Source organism: Hydrogenovibrio kuenenii DSM 12350 (assembly GCF_000526715.1).
Taxonomy (GTDB): domain Bacteria; phylum Pseudomonadota; class Gammaproteobacteria; order Thiomicrospirales; family Thiomicrospiraceae; genus Hydrogenovibrio; species Hydrogenovibrio kuenenii.
Window position 1 is genome coordinate 137,093 of record NZ_JAGP01000001.1, and the last position, 22,450, is coordinate 159,542.

Annotated in this window: 22 protein-coding genes; 18 read left to right on the top strand and 4 right to left on the bottom strand. The window is 43.9% G+C overall.

Annotation, left to right across the window (positions count from 1 at the left end):
• Positions 1-15: 15 nt before the first annotated feature.
• The 3 genes from rimK to N745_RS0100550 form a co-directional block, all read right to left on the bottom strand.
• Positions 16-921: a 30S ribosomal protein S6--L-glutamate ligase gene (rimK, locus tag N745_RS0100540; protein ID WP_024850193.1), complete on the bottom strand. Its 906-nt coding sequence runs from the start codon at positions 919-921 to the stop codon at positions 16-18.
• Positions 922-1,071: 150 nt separating this feature from the next.
• The gene (locus tag N745_RS0100545; RefSeq protein ID WP_024850194.1) at positions 1,072-3,360 is read right to left on the bottom strand and encodes a bifunctional diguanylate cyclase/phosphodiesterase; all 2,289 of its coding nucleotides are present in this window, start codon (positions 3,358-3,360) and stop codon (positions 1,072-1,074) included.
• Between the two features lie 263 nt (positions 3,361-3,623).
• Positions 3,624-5,981 (bottom strand): methyl-accepting chemotaxis protein, encoded by a 2,358-nt coding sequence (locus N745_RS0100550; RefSeq protein WP_024850195.1) that lies wholly within the window; start codon positions 5,979-5,981, stop codon positions 3,624-3,626.
• 505 nt (positions 5,982-6,486) lie between these two features.
• On the opposite strand from N745_RS0100550, the gene N745_RS0100555 reads away from it, so the two are divergent.
• The 18 genes from N745_RS0100555 to N745_RS0100640 all read left to right on the top strand — a co-directional run bounded on the left by N745_RS0100555 (position 6,487) and on the right by N745_RS0100640 (position 22,219).
• Positions 6,487-7,608 (top strand): efflux RND transporter periplasmic adaptor subunit, encoded by a 1,122-nt coding sequence (locus tag N745_RS0100555; RefSeq protein ID WP_157833720.1) that lies wholly within the window; start codon positions 6,487-6,489, stop codon positions 7,606-7,608.
• Complete coding sequence (locus tag N745_RS0100560; protein ID WP_024850197.1) at positions 7,608-10,655, top strand: efflux RND transporter permease subunit; 3,048 nt, start codon at positions 7,608-7,610, stop codon at positions 10,653-10,655. The genes N745_RS0100555 and N745_RS0100560 overlap by 1 nt, the downstream gene beginning before the upstream one ends.
• 563 nt (positions 10,656-11,218) lie before the next feature.
• A complete protein-coding gene (locus N745_RS0100565; protein WP_024850198.1) occupies positions 11,219-12,634 on the top strand; it encodes a form I ribulose bisphosphate carboxylase large subunit in 1,416 nt (471 codons plus the stop codon).
• 45 nt (positions 12,635-12,679) lie between these two features.
• The gene (locus N745_RS0100570) at positions 12,680-13,021 is read left to right on the top strand and encodes a ribulose bisphosphate carboxylase small subunit (RefSeq protein ID WP_024850199.1); all 342 of its coding nucleotides are present in this window, start codon (positions 12,680-12,682) and stop codon (positions 13,019-13,021) included.
• 69 nt (positions 13,022-13,090) lie between these two features.
• Positions 13,091-15,067 (top strand): carboxysome assembly protein CsoS2, encoded by a 1,977-nt coding sequence (gene csoS2, locus N745_RS0100575; protein WP_024850200.1) that lies wholly within the window; start codon positions 13,091-13,093, stop codon positions 15,065-15,067.
• Positions 15,068-15,085: 18 nt separating this feature from the next.
• Complete coding sequence (locus N745_RS0100580) at positions 15,086-16,660, top strand: carboxysome shell carbonic anhydrase (protein WP_024850201.1); 1,575 nt, start codon at positions 15,086-15,088, stop codon at positions 16,658-16,660.
• A gap of 14 nt (positions 16,661-16,674) precedes the next feature.
• Positions 16,675-16,947: a carboxysome peptide A gene (locus tag N745_RS0100585; protein WP_024850202.1), complete on the top strand. Its 273-nt coding sequence runs from the start codon at positions 16,675-16,677 to the stop codon at positions 16,945-16,947.
• Positions 16,928-17,179 (top strand): carboxysome peptide B, encoded by a 252-nt coding sequence (locus N745_RS0100590; RefSeq protein ID WP_024850203.1) that lies wholly within the window; start codon positions 16,928-16,930, stop codon positions 17,177-17,179. Before N745_RS0100585 ends, N745_RS0100590 begins: the two co-directional genes overlap by 20 nt.
• Positions 17,180-17,220: 41 nt before the next feature.
• Positions 17,221-17,511, top strand: coding sequence for a BMC domain-containing protein (locus tag N745_RS0100595; protein WP_024850204.1), 291 nt, complete (start codon positions 17,221-17,223; stop codon positions 17,509-17,511).
• 32 nt (positions 17,512-17,543) lie between these two features.
• The gene (locus tag N745_RS0100600) at positions 17,544-17,837 is read left to right on the top strand and encodes a BMC domain-containing protein (RefSeq protein WP_024850205.1); all 294 of its coding nucleotides are present in this window, start codon (positions 17,544-17,546) and stop codon (positions 17,835-17,837) included.
• A gap of 102 nt (positions 17,838-17,939) precedes the next feature.
• Positions 17,940-18,245 carry a BMC domain-containing protein gene (locus tag N745_RS0100605; RefSeq protein WP_024850206.1) on the top strand — a complete coding sequence of 102 codons (306 nt, stop codon included), beginning with the start codon at positions 17,940-17,942 and terminating at the stop codon, positions 18,243-18,245.
• A gap of 54 nt (positions 18,246-18,299) precedes the next feature.
• Positions 18,300-18,848, top strand: coding sequence for a ferritin-like domain-containing protein (locus N745_RS0100610; protein WP_024850207.1), 549 nt, complete (start codon positions 18,300-18,302; stop codon positions 18,846-18,848).
• The gene (locus N745_RS0100615) at positions 18,845-19,105 is read left to right on the top strand and encodes a 4a-hydroxytetrahydrobiopterin dehydratase (RefSeq protein WP_024850208.1); all 261 of its coding nucleotides are present in this window, start codon (positions 18,845-18,847) and stop codon (positions 19,103-19,105) included. Before N745_RS0100610 ends, N745_RS0100615 begins: the two co-directional genes overlap by 4 nt.
• An 11-nt stretch (positions 19,106-19,116) precedes the next feature.
• Positions 19,117-19,368, top strand: coding sequence for a hypothetical protein (locus N745_RS0100620; protein ID WP_024850209.1), 252 nt, complete (start codon positions 19,117-19,119; stop codon positions 19,366-19,368).
• Between the two features lie 217 nt (positions 19,369-19,585).
• Positions 19,586-19,990: a hypothetical protein gene (locus N745_RS0100625; protein WP_157833721.1), complete on the top strand. Its 405-nt coding sequence runs from the start codon at positions 19,586-19,588 to the stop codon at positions 19,988-19,990.
• A complete protein-coding gene (gene rdgB / locus N745_RS0100630; protein ID WP_038070529.1) occupies positions 19,990-20,595 on the top strand; it encodes an RdgB/HAM1 family non-canonical purine NTP pyrophosphatase in 606 nt (201 codons plus the stop codon). Before N745_RS0100625 ends, rdgB begins: the two co-directional genes overlap by 1 nt.
• On the top strand, positions 20,592-21,215 hold the full coding sequence (locus N745_RS0100635) for a BMC domain-containing protein (protein WP_024850212.1): 624 nt from the start codon (positions 20,592-20,594) through the stop codon (positions 21,213-21,215). The genes rdgB and N745_RS0100635 overlap by 4 nt, the downstream gene beginning before the upstream one ends.
• A gap of 53 nt (positions 21,216-21,268) precedes the next feature.
• Entirely contained in the window at positions 21,269-22,219 is a 951-nt protein-coding gene (locus N745_RS0100640; protein WP_024850213.1) for a LysR family transcriptional regulator, read from the top strand.
• Between the two features lie 83 nt (positions 22,220-22,302).
• On the opposite strand, the gene N745_RS12780 is transcribed toward N745_RS0100640, so the two are convergent.
• Positions 22,303-22,434 carry a hypothetical protein gene (locus tag N745_RS12780; protein WP_281171879.1) on the bottom strand — a complete coding sequence of 44 codons (132 nt, stop codon included), beginning with the start codon at positions 22,432-22,434 and terminating at the stop codon, positions 22,303-22,305.
• Between the last annotated feature and the right edge of the window lie 16 nt (positions 22,435-22,450).

Genomic DNA, 22,450 nt, shown 5'->3' on the forward strand with positions numbered 1-22,450 from the left:
CGCGTTAACCTATTGTTAACCCTTGCCTTTGGTTCGGGTGTTGTGAGGCTTGGCATTTTTCTCAATAAACTGGATGATCATCGTTGCCACATCTTTTGCCGAAGATGCTTCAATCCCCTCTAGTCCTGGAGATGAGTTCACTTCCATAACCAAAGGCCCGTTATTAGAACGCAGAAGGTCAACACCGCATACATTCAACCCCATGACTTTTGCAGCCCGGATAGCGGTTGCACGCTCCTGTGGTGTAATGCGAACCAGCGTCGCTGAACCGCCCTGGTGTAAATTGGAGCGGAATTCGCCTTCTTTTCCTTGGCGTTTCATTGCAGCAATCACTTTGCCGCCTACCACAAAGCAACGGATATCGGCGCCTTTCGCTTCTTCAATAAACTCCTGTACCAGGATATTCGCTTTTAAACCATGAAAGGCCTGTATAACACTTTCCGCTGCCGAATGCGTTTCTGCTAAAACAACTCCTACACCCTGTGTTCCCTCAAGCAGTTTCACGACGACAGGTGCACCACCAACTTCTTGTAAGAGGTCGTCGACATTATCTGGTGAATGCGCAAAACCGGTAACCGGCAAGCCGACGCCTTTTCTGGAAAGTAGCTGTAAGCTTCGGAGTTTGTCTCGCGAACGCGCAATTGCGACGGATTCATTCAATGGATAAACGCCCATCATTTCAAACTGACGCAATACTGCCGTACCATAAAAGGTAATAGAAGCACCGATACGAGGAATCACCGCATCAAAATCATCCAATATTCGCCCTTGATAGTGAATGTGAGGGTTGTTAGATGTGATATTCATGTAGCAGCGTAAAGCATCGATTACTTCTACTTCATGACCACGCTCTTCAGCAGCTTTAACAAGACGCTGCGTAGAATAAAGTTCGGGTTCACGGGATAAGATGGCGATTTTCATAGAAAATTCCTCAAAATTGAGTGGTGTCAAGGTTGAACATACGCTAGACGAGAATCTAAGTCAATTGTCCCTTTGGCGTTTTTGAAGAATTGAATTATTTACCGGTTACTGACAAAGGGCGGCGAATTATACAGCTAGAATTTGAAGTTTTCACAAATTATTTTCATTAGAAAAATGGTGAGTTAAATATTCTTCTAAATCACTTATGGTTAAGGGTTTTGAAAAATAATAACCTTGAAAAATTTCACAGCCGAATTGTTTAAGAAGTTCAAATTGTTCCTTGTTTTCAATGCCTTCGGCAAGCGGTTGAGCATCCATTTTTTTAGCGATATTGATAATGGTTGAAGCCATTCCCTGATCTTTTTCATTCTCTTGGATGTGATCCACAAAACTTTTGTCTATTTTGAGCTCATCTAAAGGCAGTTGACGTAGAAGGTTTAAAGAGGAATAGCCTGTTCCGAAGTCATCTAACGAAATGGCTGCTCCAAAGGATTTGAGTTTATAAAGTAAAGGTAGCAGGGTATCTATTTCTTCGATAAACACCGATTCAGTGACTTCAAGCGTCAGGTTAACTGGGTTAATTGAACAGTGAGAAAGACAGCTTTGAAATTGATCCAAAAATTGAGGTTCAAGGAATTGTTTAACAGATATGTTAATGCCGAGCTTAAACGTCAGTGAAAACTTGTCCTGTAGCGCACAGATTTCCTTCATCGCACGTTGAGCAATATACCGGCCCATTTCTGGCATTAAGCCGATTTCTTCGGCGATGTGTATAAACTCGTCTGGTGGAATAAGACCTAATACCTCGTTGTTCCAACGGGCAAGCGCTTCAACACCATGCAATGAGCCATCTGCTTTCAGTTGCGGCTGGTACATGATGAAAATTTCGTCTTTTTGCAGTGCGGTTCTGAGCTGTTGCTCAATTTGCATTTTACGGGCACTTTTTTGGTATAAAGCATCTGAAAAATATTCAATCGCGTTTTTACGTTGCTTAGCAGCGTACATGGCAATATCCGCTTGAGAAATCAGCGTTTCAATCGGTATTTGTTTGGAGTCTGTATGGGCAATACCAATGCAAGCCCCCAAAATGAACTGCATCCCTTCAACAAAGTAGTGTTGTGATAAGGCATCGATAACCTCTCTGGCAATAGTTTGCTCGTCTCTTTCTTGAAAAATAAACAGTAAAAACTCATCTCCACCAAATCGAATAAGGTATTCACCTTTTTCTACGAAAACAGCCAAGCGCCTCGCCACTTCAGAAAGAATCTGATCGCCTATTTTGTGTCCAAAATTATCGTTGATGGTTTTGAAGTTGTCCAAATCGATAAATAACACAGAAAATTGTCGGGGGTCTACAGTCGGTGAAAGCTCTTTTTCGAGGTAGTTTCGACTGTATAAACCGGTTAAAGGATCATGGTTCGCCTGATAGACCAGTTGCTTTTTAATTCGTTCTTCATAATTCGAAATAATCCAGAACAGCCAGAATATAACCAGGTTCGTGATCGCAAAGATAATGACATATTGGAAAAGGGCATCTAGCAGTTTGTTGCTTGTATTCGAAGCGGGTTGAAGAAAGAAAGTCCATATTTGATAGGTTGGGTCGTAAACGGCTACTGAATGAGCTTTTTGCTGCAAGAAGTCGGAGCGACCAGTCATTAAAAATACACGACTTTTATTTGCTTGATAGACTTGTTCAAGGGTTGTGTTGTAATTTTTTGCCAGCACTTGCGCAGCGTGTTTAACAAGCTCGCCTTTGACGGGTTCGTTGTAAAGCATTTGAAATTGGCTTGGTTTCGCACCACTAGCATAGAGCCGGAAACGATTGGCAGCATTGATGAAAACAGCATGTTTGTTGTCCGCAAAGTTATTCACACCTAAAAATTGGGTGTTGTTTAAGCGTATGCCTGTTGTCATGACAGCAACGACCTTACCATCCTTGTCGTGCAATGCTTTGCGTAAGGGAATGACCCATGACTTCAAGGGTGGGAAGTAATAGGTACGGCCTAAGACCATTTTGGAGGACGCTAGTGTTTTTTTGAATGAATCGTGAGACTCGGGCTGTTTTAAAAGGTTTGGCGTTTTGGATAGATTGTCCATATTGCCACTCAGCGCAATGTAGTTGCCATCCGGTGTTAATAGGCCAAAGCCAGCCAAAGAGGGTTTGGTCGCCAGCATTTTTTTAAGCAGAAGGTGGGTTTTGTGATGGTTCTTATAAAGGTCATTTTCAAGCAGGCGGCTGCCTAGCACATCTAATAGCAGTTCATTCTGTATAAGTGTGGCTCGAAAAGACTGGGACAACAATTGGGCAATGGAAGTGTTTTCCAAGTCTTGTTGCGTTTTTATGGATTGATATTTGTTATAGGTCATTGCTATAAGGGCAAGTGTACTGACCACCACTATGGCATAAAAGATCAGCCATACATTTTTTCTAAAGTACATTTTTTGAGTCCATTCAGCGCGTTATAAAGTTACTTTACCTGTTTTTCGTGAGATAGAAAATAGCTTATTGGTTGTAGGCGCTCATAATAAAAATCCTGTATCAGATGACAATGGTCTCGAGCAGTGCTTTAACTTGCTCCGTGGTTTCTACGCCTTCAGTTATGGTCTCTTCAGATGTTGGAGATAAGCAGATAGAGTAACAAAGCTAAAGCTTTCAAATATTCTTGGCTGGCTAACCGAGGGCCAGCCAGAGTGCTTTGTAATTACACAGACTGTTTGTTTTCCAGAGCCGGTGTCTGATTGACTTTGAATTGATCGATTTTTTCTTTCATCAGCTTAGCCGCAGCGACGATTTGGGTACTGGTTTCGCCAATTTCCTCTACCAGAGCGGCATTTTGTTGGACGGTTGAATCCATTTGGGAAACAGCTCTACCAATTTCTTGAGCCGTTATCGCCTGTTCCTTGGAGCTATTGGCAACTTGAGAAACCATGTCCATCTCTTCTTGAATTGCTTGAGTGATATGGTCAAGAGATTCGCCAGACTTTTCCGCCAGCTCTGCACCTTGGGAGATTTCTTCAACAGAAGAATTAATCAGATTTTTGATGTCATTCGCTGCTTTAGATGAGCGCCCAGCAAGGTTGCGAACTTCACCCGCGACAACAGCGAACCCTCTTCCGTGCTCTCCAGCTCTTGCGGCTTCGACAGCAGCATTCAGAGCAAGTAGGTTGGTTTGGAATGCGATAGAGTCGATAATGTTGACGATGTCTGCGATTTCGTCACTGGATTTTCGAATGGTGGCCATGCGTTCAATTGTTTGATGCATGATCTCGGTACCATCCGTTGCAATCTTGCTTGAGCGTTCTGATAACTCTCTGGATTTTTGTGTGTTTTCGGAGTTGTTTTCAATTGTGGAAACCATTTCTTCCATTGCCGCGGACGTTTGTTCAACCATGGCGGCCGCTTCTTGTGTTCGGCTTGCAAGATCAACATTGCCTTCAGAAATCTGGTTGATTCCATTGGTGACGGTTTCAGTCACTTGAATAACTTCTGAGACGGTATTGTGCAGATCGTGAATGCTCGCATTGAAGTTTTCCGTTAGTGTTTTCAACTCTCCCTTATCCGAACGCGGTAGTTGAACGGTCAAGTCTCCTTCAGCCAAGGTGCTGATACCAGCATTAATATTTTTGAAAGCCGTTCTGAGCTCATAAATCGCATGATTGATTTCAGATTTCATTGGTAGCCATTGGCCTTTGACTTCAGCCGTCAATTCTTCTGAAAAATCCGCGTTTGAAATACTGCTCATGATGCTATTTATTTCAGTCAGGACATTTTCCGTTTTGCTCATCGCTGTGTTGACTTGTGTGCGGAGTGGGCCGGCAATTTGATCCGATAACCGTGCGTTGAAGTCACCATTGCCCAGCGCGACCATGATATTTTCCAGCTCCTGCATGGTAAAGTCGAGCGTGCCAAGAGCATGGTTGACGTTTTCAGAAAGCGTCGCAAACTCGCCATGAAGGTCGCTATCAATTCTTTCATTGAATTGTCCATTGGCAACGGTTTGCATGACTTTGTTTACATCTTCAAAGTTATTGTGCACGTTCTGCAATAAGCGATTGTAGATTTGTGCAATTTTGCCGAATTCATCATTGCGCTTGGTTTCGATCAGGTGGCCAAAATCACTGGTTTCATCGGTTTTTTTGATGCCGTTCAGAATCAGGTTTAAGCCATTGGAAATATTTCTCGAGGTCATAAAAATGAAGCCAAGCAGTAGCAGGGCAAAAAAAGCAGAAACCAGGATGGAAATCAGCTCATAGGTTTTTTTCGTTTGATTGGCCGCTTGATTAACGGCTGTAATCATCTTAGCTTCAATGGCTCCCAAAGAGTGAACAATGTTGCGCATTTGCCCCTGTAGACCGGATTTTTCATTTAAGCCGAGCTCGTCATTACCCTTCACCACTTTGAAAAATAGTGTTTTGTAGGTTTCCATTTTGCTGCGTATGAGGTTTTGGGTTGATGCAGGGAGATCAGATGCCTCTAAATCTGAAATAAAAATGGCGTAGTTCTTTTTAAATTTTCCCTGATATTTCAGGTTAAGTCGAAGCATGAAATCCTTTTCATTTCGGCGCAACATCAGCATGTCTTTTGCCAGTTTGTAGCCATCAGCACTGTTTTTGGAAGCATTGTTTAAAATATGTTCGACGTTATGAACGGCATCTCGGAACTGCCCGTATATCCCAAGCTTTTCATCCAGCCCCATGTCTTTGTGCATTTGAGCCAGTTTTAGGAAGGTTTGCAGATACTCATTGGAAATTTTCTTGAAATTGTTTAGAGCTTTTGGTTGAGATTTACCTAAAGGATTTTTCGAAAACTCATCGATTTTTTTCATCAATGAGTTTCCAACTTGAGCATGTTTATCAACATATTTCCAGTTTAAGCGAGCCAGAAAATCCTTTTCGTGTTTTCTTAAAGTAAGTACGTCAATGCGTAACTCTTTTAAGTCTGTTTGTGCTGCAAAAACTTCATCCAGTTTTTGGATTGAAAAAATATTGATGCCTAACAAAATAATGACGACGGCCAATGCTAGCGTTGCCATTAAAATCAAACGAATACGTATGCTCATGTTGCCTGCTCCTTGCTGGGTTTACTCGCTTCCCTTCATTGGTAGAACAAGTTTTAAAAATCTCTTTAGTCTTTTTATTGTCTGTATGGATACCTTGTCTTTGGATATATTAACTTGTACAACTGTTTGTTTAATCGCGTCATATTTAATGGCTTTATTTGTTAAGTATTAATTTTTTTTAGATAAAAATCCAATTTTTATTAATCTTTTAGTCAGTCTTTAGTCAGTCTTTAGTCAGTCTTTAGTCATGTTTTTCACTATTTTTGGGATTTGGAAAGGGGAGAAGAAGGGTAGATTTAGCAAAGAAATTTTTTTTTGTTAAAAGCGCAATATCAGGCCTTTTTGTGGCTTAAAATTGACAGCGTGTAAATGATTTATAGCCGTTTATATAAATAGTAATAGAGATTGCATAGACATCAATGGATTGATAAGTTGCCATATGGCAAACAGTCTTGGTGTATTAAATGCAAGTACCAAAAATAAAATTGTTATGTGCGGGGGAAAAATGCAGCGAAATGTTTTCATGCGAGCTGGCTTGTACGGCCTAATAGTAGCGGTGAGTATGGTGCTTGCGCCAATAGCCAATTCAGCAGAATCAAAGCTTCCCGTTAAAATGCAGGCAGTGACGGCAACTAAGGTTGAAGTAGCCTCTTCCCGAAGTTGGCAGTTGACTGGTCAGATTGAAAGTCGTTTTGCCATCCCATTGAGTTTTCGTGTGGGTGGACAAGTTGATTCAAAGTTAATTGAAGTGGGTCAAAAAGTCTCTAAAGGTGAAACGCTTGTTACTTTGGATAAAGCAGATTTAACCTTAGCGTTAAAACAGGCTCAAGCAAATTTGAGCAAGGCTCAGGCAGACCATCAAAATGCCGTACGTGAGCGTAATCGACTTTCCAAAATGTATAAAAACAAATTGGTGAGCGAGCAGGATTTGCAGCGAGCGGAAACCGCTGAAATAGCCGCAAAACAATCGGTTTTGGCAATGCAGGCGGCATTGGATCTAGCACAGCGTCAACTCAATTACAGTCAACTCAAAGCACCGGCTTCCGGCATATTAACCAATGTGGATGTTGAAGCAGGCCAAGTAGTCTCAGCAGGTCAACCTTTGCTGACTTTGGCAACAGGAGCTCATGAAGCCGTTGTCTTTTTACCGACCAATCGCACGCACGCAGATTTATCTCAGGTTGAGGTAAAAGGTGTCGACCAGCCTGGTGTTTGTCATGCAGCTTTAAGAGCAAAAACACCGATAAATGATAAGGTAACCCTCCAATATAAAGCCTATTTTACATTGAGTGATTGCTCGCAGCCCTTGCCTTTGGGAGCGGTTGTTGAATTGAATGTGAAACAGACTTTGAATGATCTGCTGCAAGTACCTGTAAGTGCATTAATCGATACAGGCAATCAGCCGAGAGTCTGGTTGATTAAAGATGGCAAGGTGCATGGTGTAGCGGTCAAGGTGGTTTCTATGGGCGCGCAATATGCAGTGATTGAAGCCTTGCACACGGCTCGATTACCGTTGGATTCGCAAATAGTTGCCGATGGTGTGCATCTGCTAACCGAAGGTATGCCTGTTGAGGTTGTCAAAAAAGAGGATGATAGCGCCGATTCTGGTTTGGTTGAGGCTATGTAATGATGCAAAAATGGAACCTGTCTGAGCTGGCTGTTAGGCATAAAACGCTAACACTTTATTTTTTATTGGTTTCTTTGATTCTAGGAACATTGTCTTTTATTAAGCTGGGTCGAGCGGAAGACCCTAGCTTTACGATTAAAGTAATGGTTGTGTCAGCAAAATGGCCTGGTGCAACAGCAGAGCAAATGCAGGATCAGGTTGCTGACCCGATTGAAAAACGGTTACAGCAAGTAGAATATTTTGACCGAGTGGAAACCACGGCTCGCCCGGGACAGGTTCAAATGTTGGTGACGTTTAAGGACTACACGCCACCTGATAAGGTTCAAGATCAGTTTTATCAAGTTCGCAAGCGTATGCTAGATTTACGCGGTAGCTTACCGTCAGGAGTGCTAGGGCCTTTTGTCAACGATGACTTTTCGGATGTGTATTTCACACTCTATGCCTTAACCCAAGGCAAACAAACCTATTCTCAATGGGTGCAAACAGCCGAGCATACTCGCGATGCCTTGTTGCAGGTTGATGGGGTACAGAAGGTAAATCTGCTGGGTGAACAACAGCAACGGATTTCTATAGAATTCAATCAGAATAAGTTAGCCGAACTAGGGTTGACGCAAGCTCAGGTTTTAGCCAATGTCTCTCAATATCAAACCATTGTGCCCGCAGGGTTTATCGAAACCGATGGGCCGAGAGTCTATGTGCGTAATGATGCATCCGTTCATACGGTCGAGCAGTTAAAGCATTTACCCGTTATGGCACAGGGACAGTTGTTGCACTTGGGAGATTTAGCAAAGATTAGCCGTGGATTTGTCACCCCTAGCCCGTTTTTAATTCGTAATGAAGGTAAGCAGACCTTGATGTTGGGCGTGGTGATGAAACCGGGTGAAAACGGTTTGACTCTGTCTGATAATTTATCCAAATTTGAAAAAACCTTTCAATCTCGTTTGCCTAAAGGGGTCAAGTTAGAAAAGGTAACCAACCAAGGCGATGCCATTGCATTAGCGGTTGATACCTTTCAGTTGAAGTTTTTTATGGCCGTTCTGGTAGTGATGGTTGTAAGCTTTTTGGCACTTGGGCTACGTGCAGGTATAGTCGTCGCCTTGGCGATTCCCTTGACCTTGGCATTGACGTTTTTCTTAATGGAATTAACCGATAAAAACCTAGATAGGATCACGCTGGGGGCGCTGATTTTAGCGCTTGGTTTGTTGGTTGATGACGCGATTATTTCCATTGAAATGATGTTGGTAAAAATGGAAGAAGGTATGGAGCGCGCCAAGGCGGCAGCCTATGCTTGGTCGGTGACCGCTTCTCCTATGTTGTTTGGAACACTGGTGACCGTGGTTGGTTTTGTTCCCATCGGTTTTGCCGCATCCAATGTTGGGGAATATGCAGGGAATATCTTCTGGATTTTGGCTTTTGCATTATTGTTATCTTGGCTGGTTGCCGTCACCTTTACCCCTTATTTAGGGTATAAATTACTGCCAACGCCTAAAGTCATTCATTCTCATAATAGTCTGCCGCATAATTTCTTTAGCCGGAAGTTATTGGGCATTGTTACCTTTTGCGTTCACAACCGTAAAAGTGTCGTGCTGGTCACCTTATTATTATTTGTCTTGGCGGTTGTCGGCATGAATAAAAAAGTTGAGAAACAGTTCTTTCCGTCTTCTGATCGACCTGAGCTAATGGTGGATATTAATCTACCGGAAGGGACGAGCGAAAAAGTCACCAATCAACTTTCACTTCGCATTGAGCACTATCTAAGACAGCAGCCGGAAGTAAAAACCATGACCAGCTATATCGGTCAAGGTGCACCTCGTTTCTTCTTGGCTTTAAATCCTGAGTTACCTGATCCGGCGTTTGCCAAAATCATTATTGTCACCAAAGACGCAAAAGCGAGAGAGCAATTAAAAAAACGTGTTGAAGCCCACTTAAAACAGGGGGCATTTACTGCGGCTAGGGTACGTGTACATACTTTGCTTTACGGGCCACCAGTCATCTGGCCGGTGACTTTTAGAGTGATGGGTGAGAATGTTGATATGCTTCGTCAGATAGGTGAAAAGGTGCGCAAAATCATGCAAACCAATTCGCACATTCGCACGCCAAATCTGGAGTGGGGAACAAAAACGCCAACGATTCAATTGCAATATGACAATGACCGTTTGGCGCTATTAGGGCTATCCCCTCAAAGCCTTTCTAGTCAGTTACAAACAGCATTGCAAGGCACACAGCAGGCAACTGTGCGTGAAAATACACGTCAAATTGAAATCACCAATTTTAGTTTGCATCAAGATTCTCAATTGCTTGATCACTTAAAAAATCTTGCTATAGAGACTGCTGGAGGGAAAAAAGTTCCCTTGCAGCAGGTGGCTGAGTTAAAGGTTGTGTTTGAAAACCCTGTGTTAAAAAGACGCAATCGTATGCCGTATATTAATGTCAACGCTGAGGTCGTCGGTGCACAGCCGCCTGATGTTACCCATGCTATTTGGAAAACTTTACAACCTTTGATTAAAACTCTACCTCAAGGCTATCACCTTGAAATTGGTGGCTCGGTTGAAGAATCCGCCAAAGCACAGGCTTCCATTACCAAGTTGATGCCAGTAATGGTGTTGTTAATGGTGACCTTGATTATGCTCAATATGCGCAGTTTTTTAGGTACTTTCATGGTGTTGATGACCGCTCCCTTGGGATTGATTGGTGCGGTTACAGCCATGCTTCTGTTCTCGCAACCGTTTGGATTTGTGGCGAATCTTGGGTTAATTGGTTTGGCAGGGATTTTAATGCGAAATACACTGATTTTGGTCGGTCAAATTGATGAAAATCAACGTTCCGGCATGGAACCAAAAGAAGCGTTGATAGATGCGACACTTCGTCGCTCTCGTCCGGTATTGCTGACAGCCATTGCGGCTGTGTTTGCATTTATTCCTTTAACCACCAATACCTTCTGGGGGCCATTGGCCTTTGTACTGATTGGCGGAATCGGGATAGGTACATTGCTAACACTACTCTTTATCCCTGCGCTTTATGCACTTTGGTATAGAGTCAAAATTTAATATTTTTCAATGATCTTGAAGCTACCCCAGCCTGGCAGATTTTCAAAATCTACCAGTCTGGGTTAGTTTCATGATGCCCGAATCCTGCCTATCAACAAAAAATTGGCTCATTGAGGCTGAAAAACTACGTTTCATACTGCTACCTTATCTAATTTAATCTGATTTATAACGTTTTCTGATACGTCTGTTATTTTCTACAGAGATTTTCTATTTGTTTTTATGGCTCTTTAGGTAAAAAATTAAGACAGTTTTTACTGTTGAAAAACTGCTGTTTTGATCAAACCCAACAGTGAAAAATCTGGCGATAATAAATTGTGTTTTCTAAAAAAATGCAAAAACAAGCAAAAAAGTTACAAAAAAATCTCGTGTTTTCTTGAGTTTTATAGTTTCGCCTATAGGTTAAAAAGTCTTTTTATTTCAATGCCTTATATGTGTTTCATTCCTTTTATATATAGATTTTGCTCAATCTTTTCTATCGTTTCTTTCAATTAGTCAATAGATCACCTTCTTACTTAAGATTGCTCTCGAATTCATTTCAACTCCAAAAACAAGGAGAGCATTTTATGGCGAGTAAAACGTTTGACGCTGGTGTACAAGATTACCAGCTGACTTATTGGACACCAGACTACACACCTCTAGATACAGATCTATTGGCTTGTTTCAAAGTTGTTCCACAAGAAGGTGTACCGCGTGAAGAAGCAGCAGCTGCTGTAGCGGCAGAATCATCAACGGGTACTTGGACGACAGTTTGGACTGACTTGTTGACAGACATGGAGTTCTACAAAGGTCGTGCATACAGAATCGAAGATGTACCAGGTGATAAGAACGCGTTCTACGCATTCATCGCTTACCCATTAGACCTATTTGAAGAAGGTTCAGTGGTTAACGTATTGACTTCATTGGTTGGTAACGTATTCGGATTTAAAGCCGTACGTTCACTACGTTTAGAAGATTTACGTTTCCCAATGGCATTCATCAAAACTTGTGGTGGACCACCATCAGGGATTCAGGTTGAGCGTGACAAATTGAACAAATACGGTCGTCCTATGTTGGGTTGTACTATCAAGCCAAAACTAGGTCTATCTGCTAAAAACTACGGACGTGCAGTTTATGAGTGTCTTCGTGGTGGTCTAGATTTGACTAAAGATGATGAAAACATCAACTCACAGCCTTTCCAACGTTGGAGAGATCGTTTTGAGTTTGTTGCTGAAGCGGTAGATAAAGCAACTGCGGAAACAGGTGAGCGTAAAGGTCACTACTTGAACGTAACCGCAGGTTCTGTTGAAGAAATGATGAAGCGTGCTGAGTTTGCAAAAGAGCTTGGTCAACCAATCATCATGCATGACTTCTTGACTGCTGGTTTCACTGCAAACACTACGCTTGCAAACTGGTGTCGTGACAACGGTATGTTGCTTCATATTCACCGTGCAATGCACGCAGTAATCGACCGTAACCCTAACCACGGTATTCACTTCCGTGTATTGGCTAAGTGTCTACGTCTATCTGGTGGTGACCATCTACATACAGGTACGGTTGTTGGTAAGTTGGAAGGAGACCGTGCTTCGACGTTAGGTTTCGTTGACCAGCTTCGTGAGTCTTTCGTTCCTGAAGACCGTTCACGTGGTGTTTTCTTCGACCAAGATTGGGGTTCAATGCCGGGTGTTATGGCGGTTGCTTCAGGTGGTATCCACGTATGGCACATGCCAGCATTGGTTAACATTTTTGGCGATGATTCAGTTCTTCAGTTCGGTGGTGGTACGCAAGGTCACCCAGGCGGTAACGCAGCGGGTGCAGCGGCAAACCGTGTGGCTCTAGAAGCTTGTGTTAAAGCGCGTAACGAAGGTCGTGATCTAGAACGTGAAGGTGGAGACATCTTGAGAGATGCTGCACGTAACAGCAAGGAATTAGCAGTTGCTCTAGATACTTGGAAAGAGATCAAGTTCGAGTTCGATACCGTTGACAAATTGGATGTGGGCTAAGCCACGCCTTATTTGAATGAATCCTAACAATACAAGGAGATAAAAATGTCAATGCAAACAGATGATTACCGTACACAGTACACGCTGGAAACATTCTCGTTCCTTCCAGAATTGACGGCTGACGAAGTTTACGATCAGATCGTTTACATCATCAACCAAGGTTGGACGCCAGCACTAGAACACGAAGATCCAGCAAATGCTTCAGCACATTACTGGGGTATGTGGAAGCTTCCATTGTTTGGTACACGTGATCCAAACGAAGTATTGGCTGAGCTAGACGCATGTCGTCAAGCTTACCCAAATCACTTGATTCGTTTGATTGGTTATGACAACTACACGCAGTGCCAAGGGCATAACTTTGTAGTTTACCGTCCTCGCGGAATGTAATTCGCACAGGAACCAAACGGATTAACGAGTGATTAAACGAGTCATAAAGACGAAATAGGAGGCTTTAGCATGAGTGCAAACAATGCTCAAAGCGGTCGAGCCGCAGCCATTGCGCGCCGCAAAGCACAGGTAAAAGGAAAAGGGGGTCAAACGTCTGCTGCGCCAGTAGCATCGCGTAAGCCCGCGCCAGCACCTGAGCCAGCGGTTGTCGCAGAATCTGTGTCTTCTCCATCGTCTCGTCCACGTCGTGAAGTGACTTCTGTAGCTGCTGCTCCTGTAGCATCAGCGGCAGGTCGCGAAGCGGCTAAGTTGAAGAGACAGCAACAGAAGAACGGAAAAAGTGCGGCTGATGCGGCAAAGCCAATGCCTAACCCTAAGGCAAAAGCAAAGCAGAAGTCTGAAGAGCCGATTATCGAGCCCCGTCAGACGAAAGCGGACAAGCCTGCTAAGCGACAAGATCGTCGTACAGCGGTTAAACCCGAAGCTGCTGTGCAGCCAAGCGGAAGACTTCAATCGAAAGCTTACCGTCAGGCACAAGCCAAAGGTAAAGCTGGACAAGTTGCATTTACGTCTAAGGGTGGTAGTCAATCAGGCGCAAAAGCCAAGTTGGCCAACCCAGAAGCTTCTACACGTGATATTGCTAAGCAAGTTCGTGCAGAAAAATGCTCGCGTGGCAAGGTTTGTTCGACAGGTAGTTCGCGACCAACTCGCAAGCCGAGAAACAGTGAGACCCTTCCTCAAAAAGTAGGTGAGTCTCAGACCTTAAGTGGTCAAACCGTTTCAGGGACGCAAGTCGGTCAAGGTGCTAATAAGTTCACAGGTGCTGAAACTGGTGCATGTCAATTGGTTAGCGGAACAGAGTACTTGGGGTCTGAAGAGTTTAACAGTAACTGTAATACTCAACCGACAGCTCAACCTGCCAAGGTAACGCAAACTCAGACCACTCGTGGTCAGGTTGTAAGCGGGTCAACAGGCGTAGGTCGAGCTGAAAAAATGACTGGTAACGAACCAGGCACTTGCTCAGCGGTAACAGGTACAGAGTACTTGCCAGCCGACCAAAGTCAGATGTTTTGTGGGACAGCGCCTGCAAAAGCTAAGGCAACCGGTTTTTCGGTGATGTCTCAGTCGGAGCAGAATAGTGGTAGCAAGATTACTGGTGGTGACAGTCGTAAGTCTCAATCGACTTCGATTACACCTAAAACGCCAGCGAAAGCACCACAGAAAGTGATGTCTTCACAGACAGCGAAAGGCAATACCACGACCGGAACGCAAGTAGGTAGCCTACAAGCGGTAACGGGTACTGCAAAAGGAACGTGTAAGTCAGTAACGGGTACTGGATATCAAAGTGTTGAAGAGGCAGAGGCGTTATGCCAAATGCCCGCTGTTGACACGGCGACAAAGGTAACTGCTTCTGGAACTCGCGGTGGTCAAAAGGTTACTGGTGATCGCAGCGGTGCTTACTACGGTATGACTGGTGCGGAAGCAGGAGATTGCCAAGCGGTAACGGGAACGCCTTACACAGGTTCGGAACAATCTCAATTTTGTTCTGTTGATCAGCAAAATGAGATGAAGGTTCGCCAACCAAGAGGCATTAATCCTGCGATTTCTGGTGTACAGCCAGGACCTGTTGGATTAACCGGTGCACAAAAAGGCGCATGTGAATTGGTGACGGGAACTCATTATCAAGGTAATGAGCAAACAGCCATGCTATGTGGTCCTTCAAGTGCAGCTCAACCAGGGGAATCGGATTTTCCGATGACAATGGCACAAGCAGCCGCAGAACCGATGGTTAAAGTGCAAGCAGATGACAGCTCTAAAATCACTGGAAACGGTTGGGATAGAGGCTCAAAAGTGACTGGAACAGATGGCCCTTGGGCGGCGCAACGTAATTCGTCAATCAAAGGTGCTTCTAGACAATCACCAATGGGTGCTACTCAGTTCAATCCAGGATCTATGGGTGAAGTGCCAATGAGTCCGGTTACAGGCTCATCAGGTAATACCGAAACAGGCGCGAAAGTGACCCTGTCCGGTGGTGCGAGAGCGTAACAGAAGTTGGGTGTATTGATGAATAGGTTAAAACAAACACATCGTCAAAGGTCATTGTTTTGGAAGCCGATAGCGCCAAATCCTCAATGGCAGCAACCGCAGGGGCAACAAAAAACTGCTCATGGGGCGCCTGCGATTATTGCTGAGGATAGCGTTGTAGCTTCGAAGACTCTGATAGACACCCATGCTTTGGTTAACCAAGCACAAAATGAATTGTTGCGTCGTTATGAAGTTGATATCAAAGCACGTTTCGATGACATCGAACCCGTGTTGAAAGAGATTTTGACGCAGCGTGGCCAAACCGATTTTATCGGTTGGGCTAACCAACAATTATTTGCAAAGTTGGGTGTAAAGCTTACGGAAGAAGAGTGGTTGTCTGGGTTGAATTTACAATCTCAGCAAACGTTTCAGGCGCTGTATGCCAAAACCCTCTTTGCACAATTTTTAAGAATGTCGGAAGACTTCTATATCAACGATCCTTTGATGGGTCAGAGAAAACAAGAAGCCGAACACATTTTTAGAGAAGCAGGCTTTCATGCAGTAGGCGTTGCGCCTTGTGCAGATGGACGTCTTGCACATTTGATTAGTTATGTACTCAGACTGCCTTACGATGCGGTCAGAAGAAAGGCCCATGCGGGTGCTTTGTTCGACATCAGCGAAAGTGTTAGAAACTGGGTGTTTATTGAACACACGCGGTTCAGAGAAGGTAAGCCAAATGCGGCTGAAGAACCGACGCGTTATTTAAAGATTGCGGTGTATCACTTTTCCAAGGCCGACCCAACCCATCAAGGTTGTGCAGCACACGGGAGTGATGACCAAAAAGCAGCGGAGGCTGCATTAACAAAACTCAAAGATTTTAGACAGGCAATTGAAAATCGTTTCGGTTGTGGGTCAACGGTTCAAACCTTGTTGATCGGGATGAATACCGATGATGACAGTTTGAAGATCCACATCCCGAACGAGCAAGGCAAAGTGTGTTTGAACCGCTTTGTGGAAACCGACAAGTTATATCAGCAAACAGCTGGCTTGTCGGCAGACCAGGCAAAGCAAACGATTGAGAATGCAATCGACGATTGCAACCTCAAACAAAGTTCGACCATGCCGCAGCCGGGCGTAAACCAATTGATTGCCTGGTTGATAGCAAACAATTTTTCGCAGATTGCCTACGTGAACCGTTATGAAAACGGTTGCTATAGCGATATTGGTCATGCGGAAAGGTTTATTGGGGTAGGTAATGGTTTTGAAGAAGTACAGCTTCGCAATCTGAGCTATTACAGCTTCCTTGATACGGTAGAAGAAGGTGTGAATGACGTGGATGTAGGTATCAAGATTTTTAAAGGTCTGAATGTCAAAAAAGGCTTACCGATTCCAATCATTGTTCGCTGCGATTATGACGGACGTGTTCCTGGCTCTAAAGACAGAGCGGAAGCGAAAGCAATACGCATCGAGAAAGCCTTGCACAACCGTTATCAAGAGCTGTCGGCATCAGGATTGTTGCAAACCCTGCCGACCTTAAGAGATTTTATCGGTTGTCAGCCGGCTGAAAAACTACCCAGCCTGGCAGATTTTTCTGCCTCGCAAAGAACCGCTTAGAAAGGAGGTTAAGGGTGAAAATTTTTAAAGTCGATAAGACATTGGTTTCCACCAGCCGCATCTCAATGATGGAGCACAAACCTCTGCTGGTGGTAAGAGAAAAAGAGGGTGGTGCCCCTCAGGTAGCAGTTGATCCAATCGGCTGTAAGCCTGGTGACTGGGTGTTGTGTGTTGGGAGTTCTGCCGCACGTGATGCCGTTGGGGTGAAAGGTTATCCCAGTGATCTGACGATTGTCGGGATTATAGACAAGTGGGAGATACCTGAAGATGGAAATACATCAAGTTAAACAAGCATTGGTATTGACCAGTCGTTTGAACGACTTAGGGCATCTACCGATTAAGGTTTTGGAAAGTGTATCTACCGGCGCAACATTGGTTGCAATGGACCCGATAGACGTCAAACCGGGTGATTGGGTATTCACCATCGCCAACTCCGCAGCAAGAGATGCAGCGGGAGATAAACGGTTATTAACGGATTTAACGGTTGGCGGCATCATTGATGACTGGCAATCAGAATAGAAGTAAGTTTTAAAAAAGTGAGCAACTCAAAGGAGAAAGTTATGAGTGATTACGGTATTGCGTTAGGCATGATTGAGACCCGTGGTTTGGTGCCTGCGATTGAAGCAGCAGATGCAATGACAAAAGCAGCAGAAGTTCGCTTGGTAAGCCGTGAGTTCGTTGGTGGTGGTTACGTAACAGTATTGGTACGTGGCGAAACCGGTGCAGTAAACGCAGCAGTACGTGCAGGAGCAGATGCTTGCGAACGTGTTGGTGACGGTTTGGTAGCAGCGCACATCATTGCTCGCCCACACAAAGAAGTTGAACCAGTTTTAACAATTGATCAGAAATAATTTAGTTACTTTATTTAGTAAGGAGAAAGGCTATGAGTACGGAATATGGTATTGCTTTAGGCATGATCGAAACCCGTGGTTTGGTACCTGCGATTGAAGCAGCAGATGCAATGACAAAAGCAGCAGAAGTTCGTTTGGTAAGTCGTGAGTTCGTTGGTGGTGGTTACGTAACAGTATTGGTACGTGGCGAAACCGGTGCAGTAAACGCAGCAGTACGTGCAGGAGCAGATGCTTGTGAACGTGTTGGTGACGGTTTAGTAGCAGCGCACATCATTGCTCGTCCACACAAAGAAGTTGAGCCAGTATTAACAGTTGAACAGAAGTAATTTGTAACCGCTTTGAGCGCTTGAAGATGCAACGCCCCGAAACGTTGTATTTACCAAGCACTTGAAGCGGGCACAAGAATTTTATCTTAAAGGAGAAAGGCTATGAGTACGGAATATGGTATTGCTTTAGGCATGATTGAGACCCGTGGTTTGGTACCTGCGATTGAAGCAGCAGATGCAATGACAAAAGCAGCAGAAGTTCGTTTGGTAAGTCGTGAGTTCGTTGGTGGTGGTTACGTAACAGTATTGGTACGTGGCGAAACCGGAGCAGTAAACGCAGCAGTACGTGCAGGAGCAGATGCTTGTGAACGTGTTGGTGACGGTTTGGTAGCAGCGCACATCATCGCTCGCCCACACAAAGAAGTTGAACCTGTTTTGACAGTTGGTAACGGCGCAACCCGTAGCTAATTGGAGTAAGAGGGTTAAATTTTTAACCCTCGATTATGAAGTTAGGAGGGAAATATGCGTTATTCACCAAGAATGCCAGGTTCGGTGATGCCAGGTGCAGGCGCATACCCGCAAGTTCCTCAAGCGCAAACGGCTGTGGCGAACAGTCAAATACTTGGGTACTTGGGTAGAGCACTGAGCTTGGAGTTTTCGGCCGGTCAGCATTACCTCGCACAGGCTTCCCTGGCGAAATTTCGTCAAGAAATCTCATATGCAGAAAGTTTTGTGACTTTGGCAAATGAAGAGTTTCAACATGCGAATTTAATTACTGATCGCATGGTTGCGCAAGGTGCGCTTCCATCAGGAAGTGTTTTACGCCCGGCGGGACCGGCATCGAATATAGTTGAAGCACTGAGAAGTTGTGAAGAAAGAGAGTTTGCTCTCATTCAGCTTTATTCAGAAGCTTCACAATATTGTGCGAATTTTGGTGCTCAGGAAGATTTGATGTTATTCAATCGACTTCTGGAAGAAGAGCAATCTCAGTTGAAGAGAGTGCAGTCCTGGTTGGAAGAATACTATCAATCTTTGACCATGCAGCAACAGCCAAATAGGAGCTTTTTATGAACGAACGTTGGAAAGTGAAAGCCAAACCAGCCAGCTTGGATGCTCGGTTTGAGTTTGACAACTACGATAACTTGAGAAGTTTTTTAGATGTATTGGCTGACAAAGCCGATGAGCTGGAACATCATCCTAATGTCAGTTTTGGCACTCAGCATGTTTCGGTGATTATCTATTCAACCAGTAATGAGCTCAAAGAAGTTGATTACGCTTTGGCAAAAGGTATGGACGAAGCTTATCAGCGTTTCGCTAATAATTCTTAAGGAGGTTGTTTATGACCACGACAAAGAATACGACTCAAACGGCGGCAAAACGACCTGCAGCAACGACTAAAAGTAATGTTACAAAGCCAAGCGCGCAGGCAAATGGCCAGGCAGCTAAGGTAGAAAATACAAAATCTGCTAATGAAACGACGACAGTCGAAAATAAGGTATCTTCATCTGCTGTAAAGGCAGAAAAGTCGTCATCATCGCATATAGCAGATCAAATTAAGGGTTTTTCTCGTAGAAGAGTTTGGCCAGATTAATTCACCTCTTATGACAATTTAAGTCTTTGTCATAGTTAGGCAGACGCTGGTCTGCCTTTTTTTTACCCATTTTGAGATAAAGAAACCCTATTGGGTAGGGGTTTGAGAGATGAATGATAGACAAGAGTCTATGATAGGTATTTGGAATTCGATTTGTTCTAAATGATTGAATTGCCTATTATTTTGTTCAGTTTAGGAATTTTGAAGGTTGGTTGAAGTGATTGATTGGATTGAGCGTGAAGATGGCCATGAAGAGAAATGGCACTTCAAGATGGAAAAGAAACAAGCAGAATCAAAAGAACAGGACCAATCTATTTCATTGCTGGCGCGTGACGAAAAGATGATTCAGATTTTGGCTGAAAAAAATTTGCAGGAAAAGATTGTTTTCATTTTGAACGAAACTGGCTTGGATAATTACGTGATTCACTCCGAGGAGTCGATAGCCGATATTCAGATGCAAGATGGGGAATACCAAAATAGATTGGTTTTTATGGTTGTCGTAAAGGCGAGCATCTATCCCCAGTTACAAGCAAATTTGAACCAGCATTTAAGCAAGGATGAGCAGAAAAAAACGTCATGCTCCGAAGCTTTGTTTCAGATCAGTTTAGATGGTGAAGCTTGATGATGGTTTTGGCGACAAACAATCCGCACAAGGTTGCTGAAATTTCCCCGATGATTTTTTCGGAAGGATTTGAGTGTAAACCTCAGCAGTCTTTTTTTAATGGAGACGTTGAAGAAGATGGCATGACCTTTTTAGAAAATGCTTTAAAGAAAGCAAGGTATGCCAGTGCTCAAACGGGTTTGCCAGCCATAGCGGATGATTCGGGTTTGGAGGTGACAGCACTGGGTGGCCAGCCTGGCATTTTTTCGGCACGTTATGCAGCTGGCACAACAGGCCGAGCTTCAGATGAACAGAATGTTGAAAAGTTATTAGAGCAAATGGCAGGGCTACCTTATGCACAACGCAGAGCTCGATATAGTTGCGCGGTAGTCTATGTGGAACATGCCGAAGATGCGATGCCCTTGGTCGGCGTTGGACATTGGTACGGAGAGATTTTAATGCAGCGTAGAAGCGAACAGGGTATTGGTTACGATGATGTAATGTGGATACCGAATTTGGTGAAAGCGGTATCGGAAATCCCCCTAGACATAAAAAATAGAATGAGCCATAGGGCACAAGCTGTACAGATGGTTTTGAATCAATTAAAGCAAAAGGTGCAAGCATGATTGAATTGCGTACTTATGTTTTCTTGGATTCACTTCAACCACAGTTGGCGTCTTATATGGCAACGGCTTCCTTAGGGTTCTTGCCTGTGCCGGGGGATTCATCCCTTTGGATTGAGGTTGCACCAGGGATGGCGGTGCATCGTATGTCCGATATTGCATTGAAGGCATCGAATGTACGCTTAGGTCAGCAGATTGTTGAGCGTGCTTATGGTTCGATGGTAGTTCATCATCGAGACCAGAGTGATGTGTTGGAAGCGGGTCAAAAGATTTTGAGCCACCTCAACACCCACGAATTTGATCGTCAGAAATGCGTCATTATGTGGAATGAAATCATTCGCGGCGTCACAGCAGACCATGCAACGCTCATCAACCGGGATAACCGAAAAGGATCGATGATTCTGCCTGGGCAAAGCATGTTTATTATGGAAACGGAGCCGGCAGGTTACATTATTCTGGCCGCAAATGAAGCGGAAAAGGCGGCCAACGTCACGCTGGTCGAGGCAAGAGCGGTTGGTGCATATGGTCGTTTATTGATGTCTGGAAAAGAAGCAGATGTCATTGAAGCAGCAAGAGCGGCAAGAGAAGCCCTTGAGCGGTTGACTTGCCGAAGCGATAAATAATTTTTACTAAAGAGGTGTACTCCAAGTTATCGGAGTCAATATAAGGTGATGTTATGAGTGATGTTTTACCACCACAAAATAACTTTTTAATCAGGCACGCAACACTTAGGCAAATACAAGTGTTTGAGTCTGTTGCACGTAACTTAAGCTTTACCCGCGCAGCGGAAGAGCTTTTCCTTACGCAGCCTACCGTATCGGCTCAGGTCAAAAGCTTGGTTGAAGCGATTGGTATGCCTTTGTATGAACAAATCGGGCGCAATATTTATCTAACCGAAATCGGTAATCAGGTAGCTTGTAGTTGCCGTGAGGTATTGAACCATTTCTCTAATCTTGAAATCATGTTGGATGATTTTCGTGGCATGAAACGAGGGCGTTTAAGGGTTTCGGTTGTCTCGACAGCAAAATACTTTATGCCGATTGCCTTGGGTAAGTTTTGCAAGAAGTACCCAGACATTGATTTGGATTTGACCATCAGCAATCGAGAAGTTTTGCTAAGACGTATTGATCAGAACTTGGATGATCTTTATATTCTAGGTCAGGTTCCACCGAGTAATTTGGATTTGGAAGTCATTCCTTTTGCGCCAAACCCATTGGTTATTATTGCTAATAGGAATAATCCATTGGTTGGCAAAAAAGTGAGTTTGAAGCGTTTGGCGAAAGAACCTTTTATTATGAGAGAAGCTGGCTCGGGCATAAGGTTAGCCGTTGAAAAAGTCTTTACGGAAAAAGACTTGAAGGTGAACGAACGTCTTACCATGAAAACCAATGAGGCAATCAAACATTGTGTTGTTGGTGAACTGGGTGTTGCCTGTGTGTCAAAGCACGCGCTTTACCTGGAAAACGCAGAAGGCCCTATTGCCGAACTGGATGTGGAAGGCTTTCCGATTGAGAAAAATTGGAATATTGTTTACCCAGCAGGAAAGGAACGTTCGTTACTCGCTGAGGAATTCTTGGACTTCTTGAAGAAAGAGGGAACTAATTATATTAAGCTTGAAGGCGTATAACTTTTCAGATCGACAGCGTTTAGGTTTTTGAAAAAAAACTAAATACTTTGTTTGCCTAAGCGCTGTATTTCCATTTGTTTTTCCTATTTTAATCTACTTGAATTTCTTGATAAGTGGAGAGTGCTTCCTGCACGGTAATTTTTTTGTATAAGCCCTTCTGGTAACCATTTCCCAGAGTCTATAGATTGCATACGATTTCCCAATTTTTCATTCATGACAACTTCTCCTAAT

What these genes read in the sequence shown, in the direction of transcription:
- N745_RS0100620 (WP_024850209.1), top strand. Translation starts at nt 19,117, where the DNA reads ATGACCACGACAAAGAATACGACTCAAACGGCGGCAAAACGACCTGCA.
- N745_RS0100635 (WP_024850212.1), top strand. Translation starts at nt 20,592, where the DNA reads ATGATTGAATTGCGTACTTATGTTTTCTTGGATTCACTTCAACCACAG.
- N745_RS0100545 (WP_024850194.1), bottom strand. Translation starts at nt 3,360, where the DNA reads ATGTACTTTAGAAAAAATGTATGGCTGATCTTTTATGCCATAGTGGTG.
- csoS2 (WP_024850200.1), top strand. Translation starts at nt 13,091, where the DNA reads ATGAGTGCAAACAATGCTCAAAGCGGTCGAGCCGCAGCCATTGCGCGC.
- N745_RS0100640 (WP_024850213.1), top strand. Translation starts at nt 21,269, where the DNA reads ATGAGTGATGTTTTACCACCACAAAATAACTTTTTAATCAGGCACGCA.
- N745_RS0100615 (WP_024850208.1), top strand. Translation starts at nt 18,845, where the DNA reads ATGAACGAACGTTGGAAAGTGAAAGCCAAACCAGCCAGCTTGGATGCT.
- N745_RS0100605 (WP_024850206.1), top strand. Translation starts at nt 17,940, where the DNA reads ATGAGTACGGAATATGGTATTGCTTTAGGCATGATTGAGACCCGTGGT.
- N745_RS0100600 (WP_024850205.1), top strand. Translation starts at nt 17,544, where the DNA reads ATGAGTACGGAATATGGTATTGCTTTAGGCATGATCGAAACCCGTGGT.
- N745_RS12780 (WP_281171879.1), bottom strand. Translation starts at nt 22,434, where the DNA reads ATGAATGAAAAATTGGGAAATCGTATGCAATCTATAGACTCTGGGAAA.
- N745_RS0100550 (WP_024850195.1), bottom strand. Translation starts at nt 5,981, where the DNA reads ATGAGCATACGTATTCGTTTGATTTTAATGGCAACGCTAGCATTGGCC.
- N745_RS0100570 (WP_024850199.1), top strand. Translation starts at nt 12,680, where the DNA reads ATGTCAATGCAAACAGATGATTACCGTACACAGTACACGCTGGAAACA.
- N745_RS0100560 (WP_024850197.1), top strand. Translation starts at nt 7,608, where the DNA reads ATGATGCAAAAATGGAACCTGTCTGAGCTGGCTGTTAGGCATAAAACG.
- N745_RS0100610 (WP_024850207.1), top strand. Translation starts at nt 18,300, where the DNA reads ATGCGTTATTCACCAAGAATGCCAGGTTCGGTGATGCCAGGTGCAGGC.
- rimK (WP_024850193.1), bottom strand. Translation starts at nt 921, where the DNA reads ATGAAAATCGCCATCTTATCCCGTGAACCCGAACTTTATTCTACGCAG.
- N745_RS0100565 (WP_024850198.1), top strand. Translation starts at nt 11,219, where the DNA reads ATGGCGAGTAAAACGTTTGACGCTGGTGTACAAGATTACCAGCTGACT.
- N745_RS0100580 (WP_024850201.1), top strand. Translation starts at nt 15,086, where the DNA reads ATGAATAGGTTAAAACAAACACATCGTCAAAGGTCATTGTTTTGGAAG.
- N745_RS0100590 (WP_024850203.1), top strand. Translation starts at nt 16,928, where the DNA reads ATGGAAATACATCAAGTTAAACAAGCATTGGTATTGACCAGTCGTTTG.
- rdgB (WP_038070529.1), top strand. Translation starts at nt 19,990, where the DNA reads ATGATGGTTTTGGCGACAAACAATCCGCACAAGGTTGCTGAAATTTCC.
- N745_RS0100595 (WP_024850204.1), top strand. Translation starts at nt 17,221, where the DNA reads ATGAGTGATTACGGTATTGCGTTAGGCATGATTGAGACCCGTGGTTTG.
- N745_RS0100555 (WP_157833720.1), top strand. Translation starts at nt 6,487, where the DNA reads ATGCAGCGAAATGTTTTCATGCGAGCTGGCTTGTACGGCCTAATAGTA.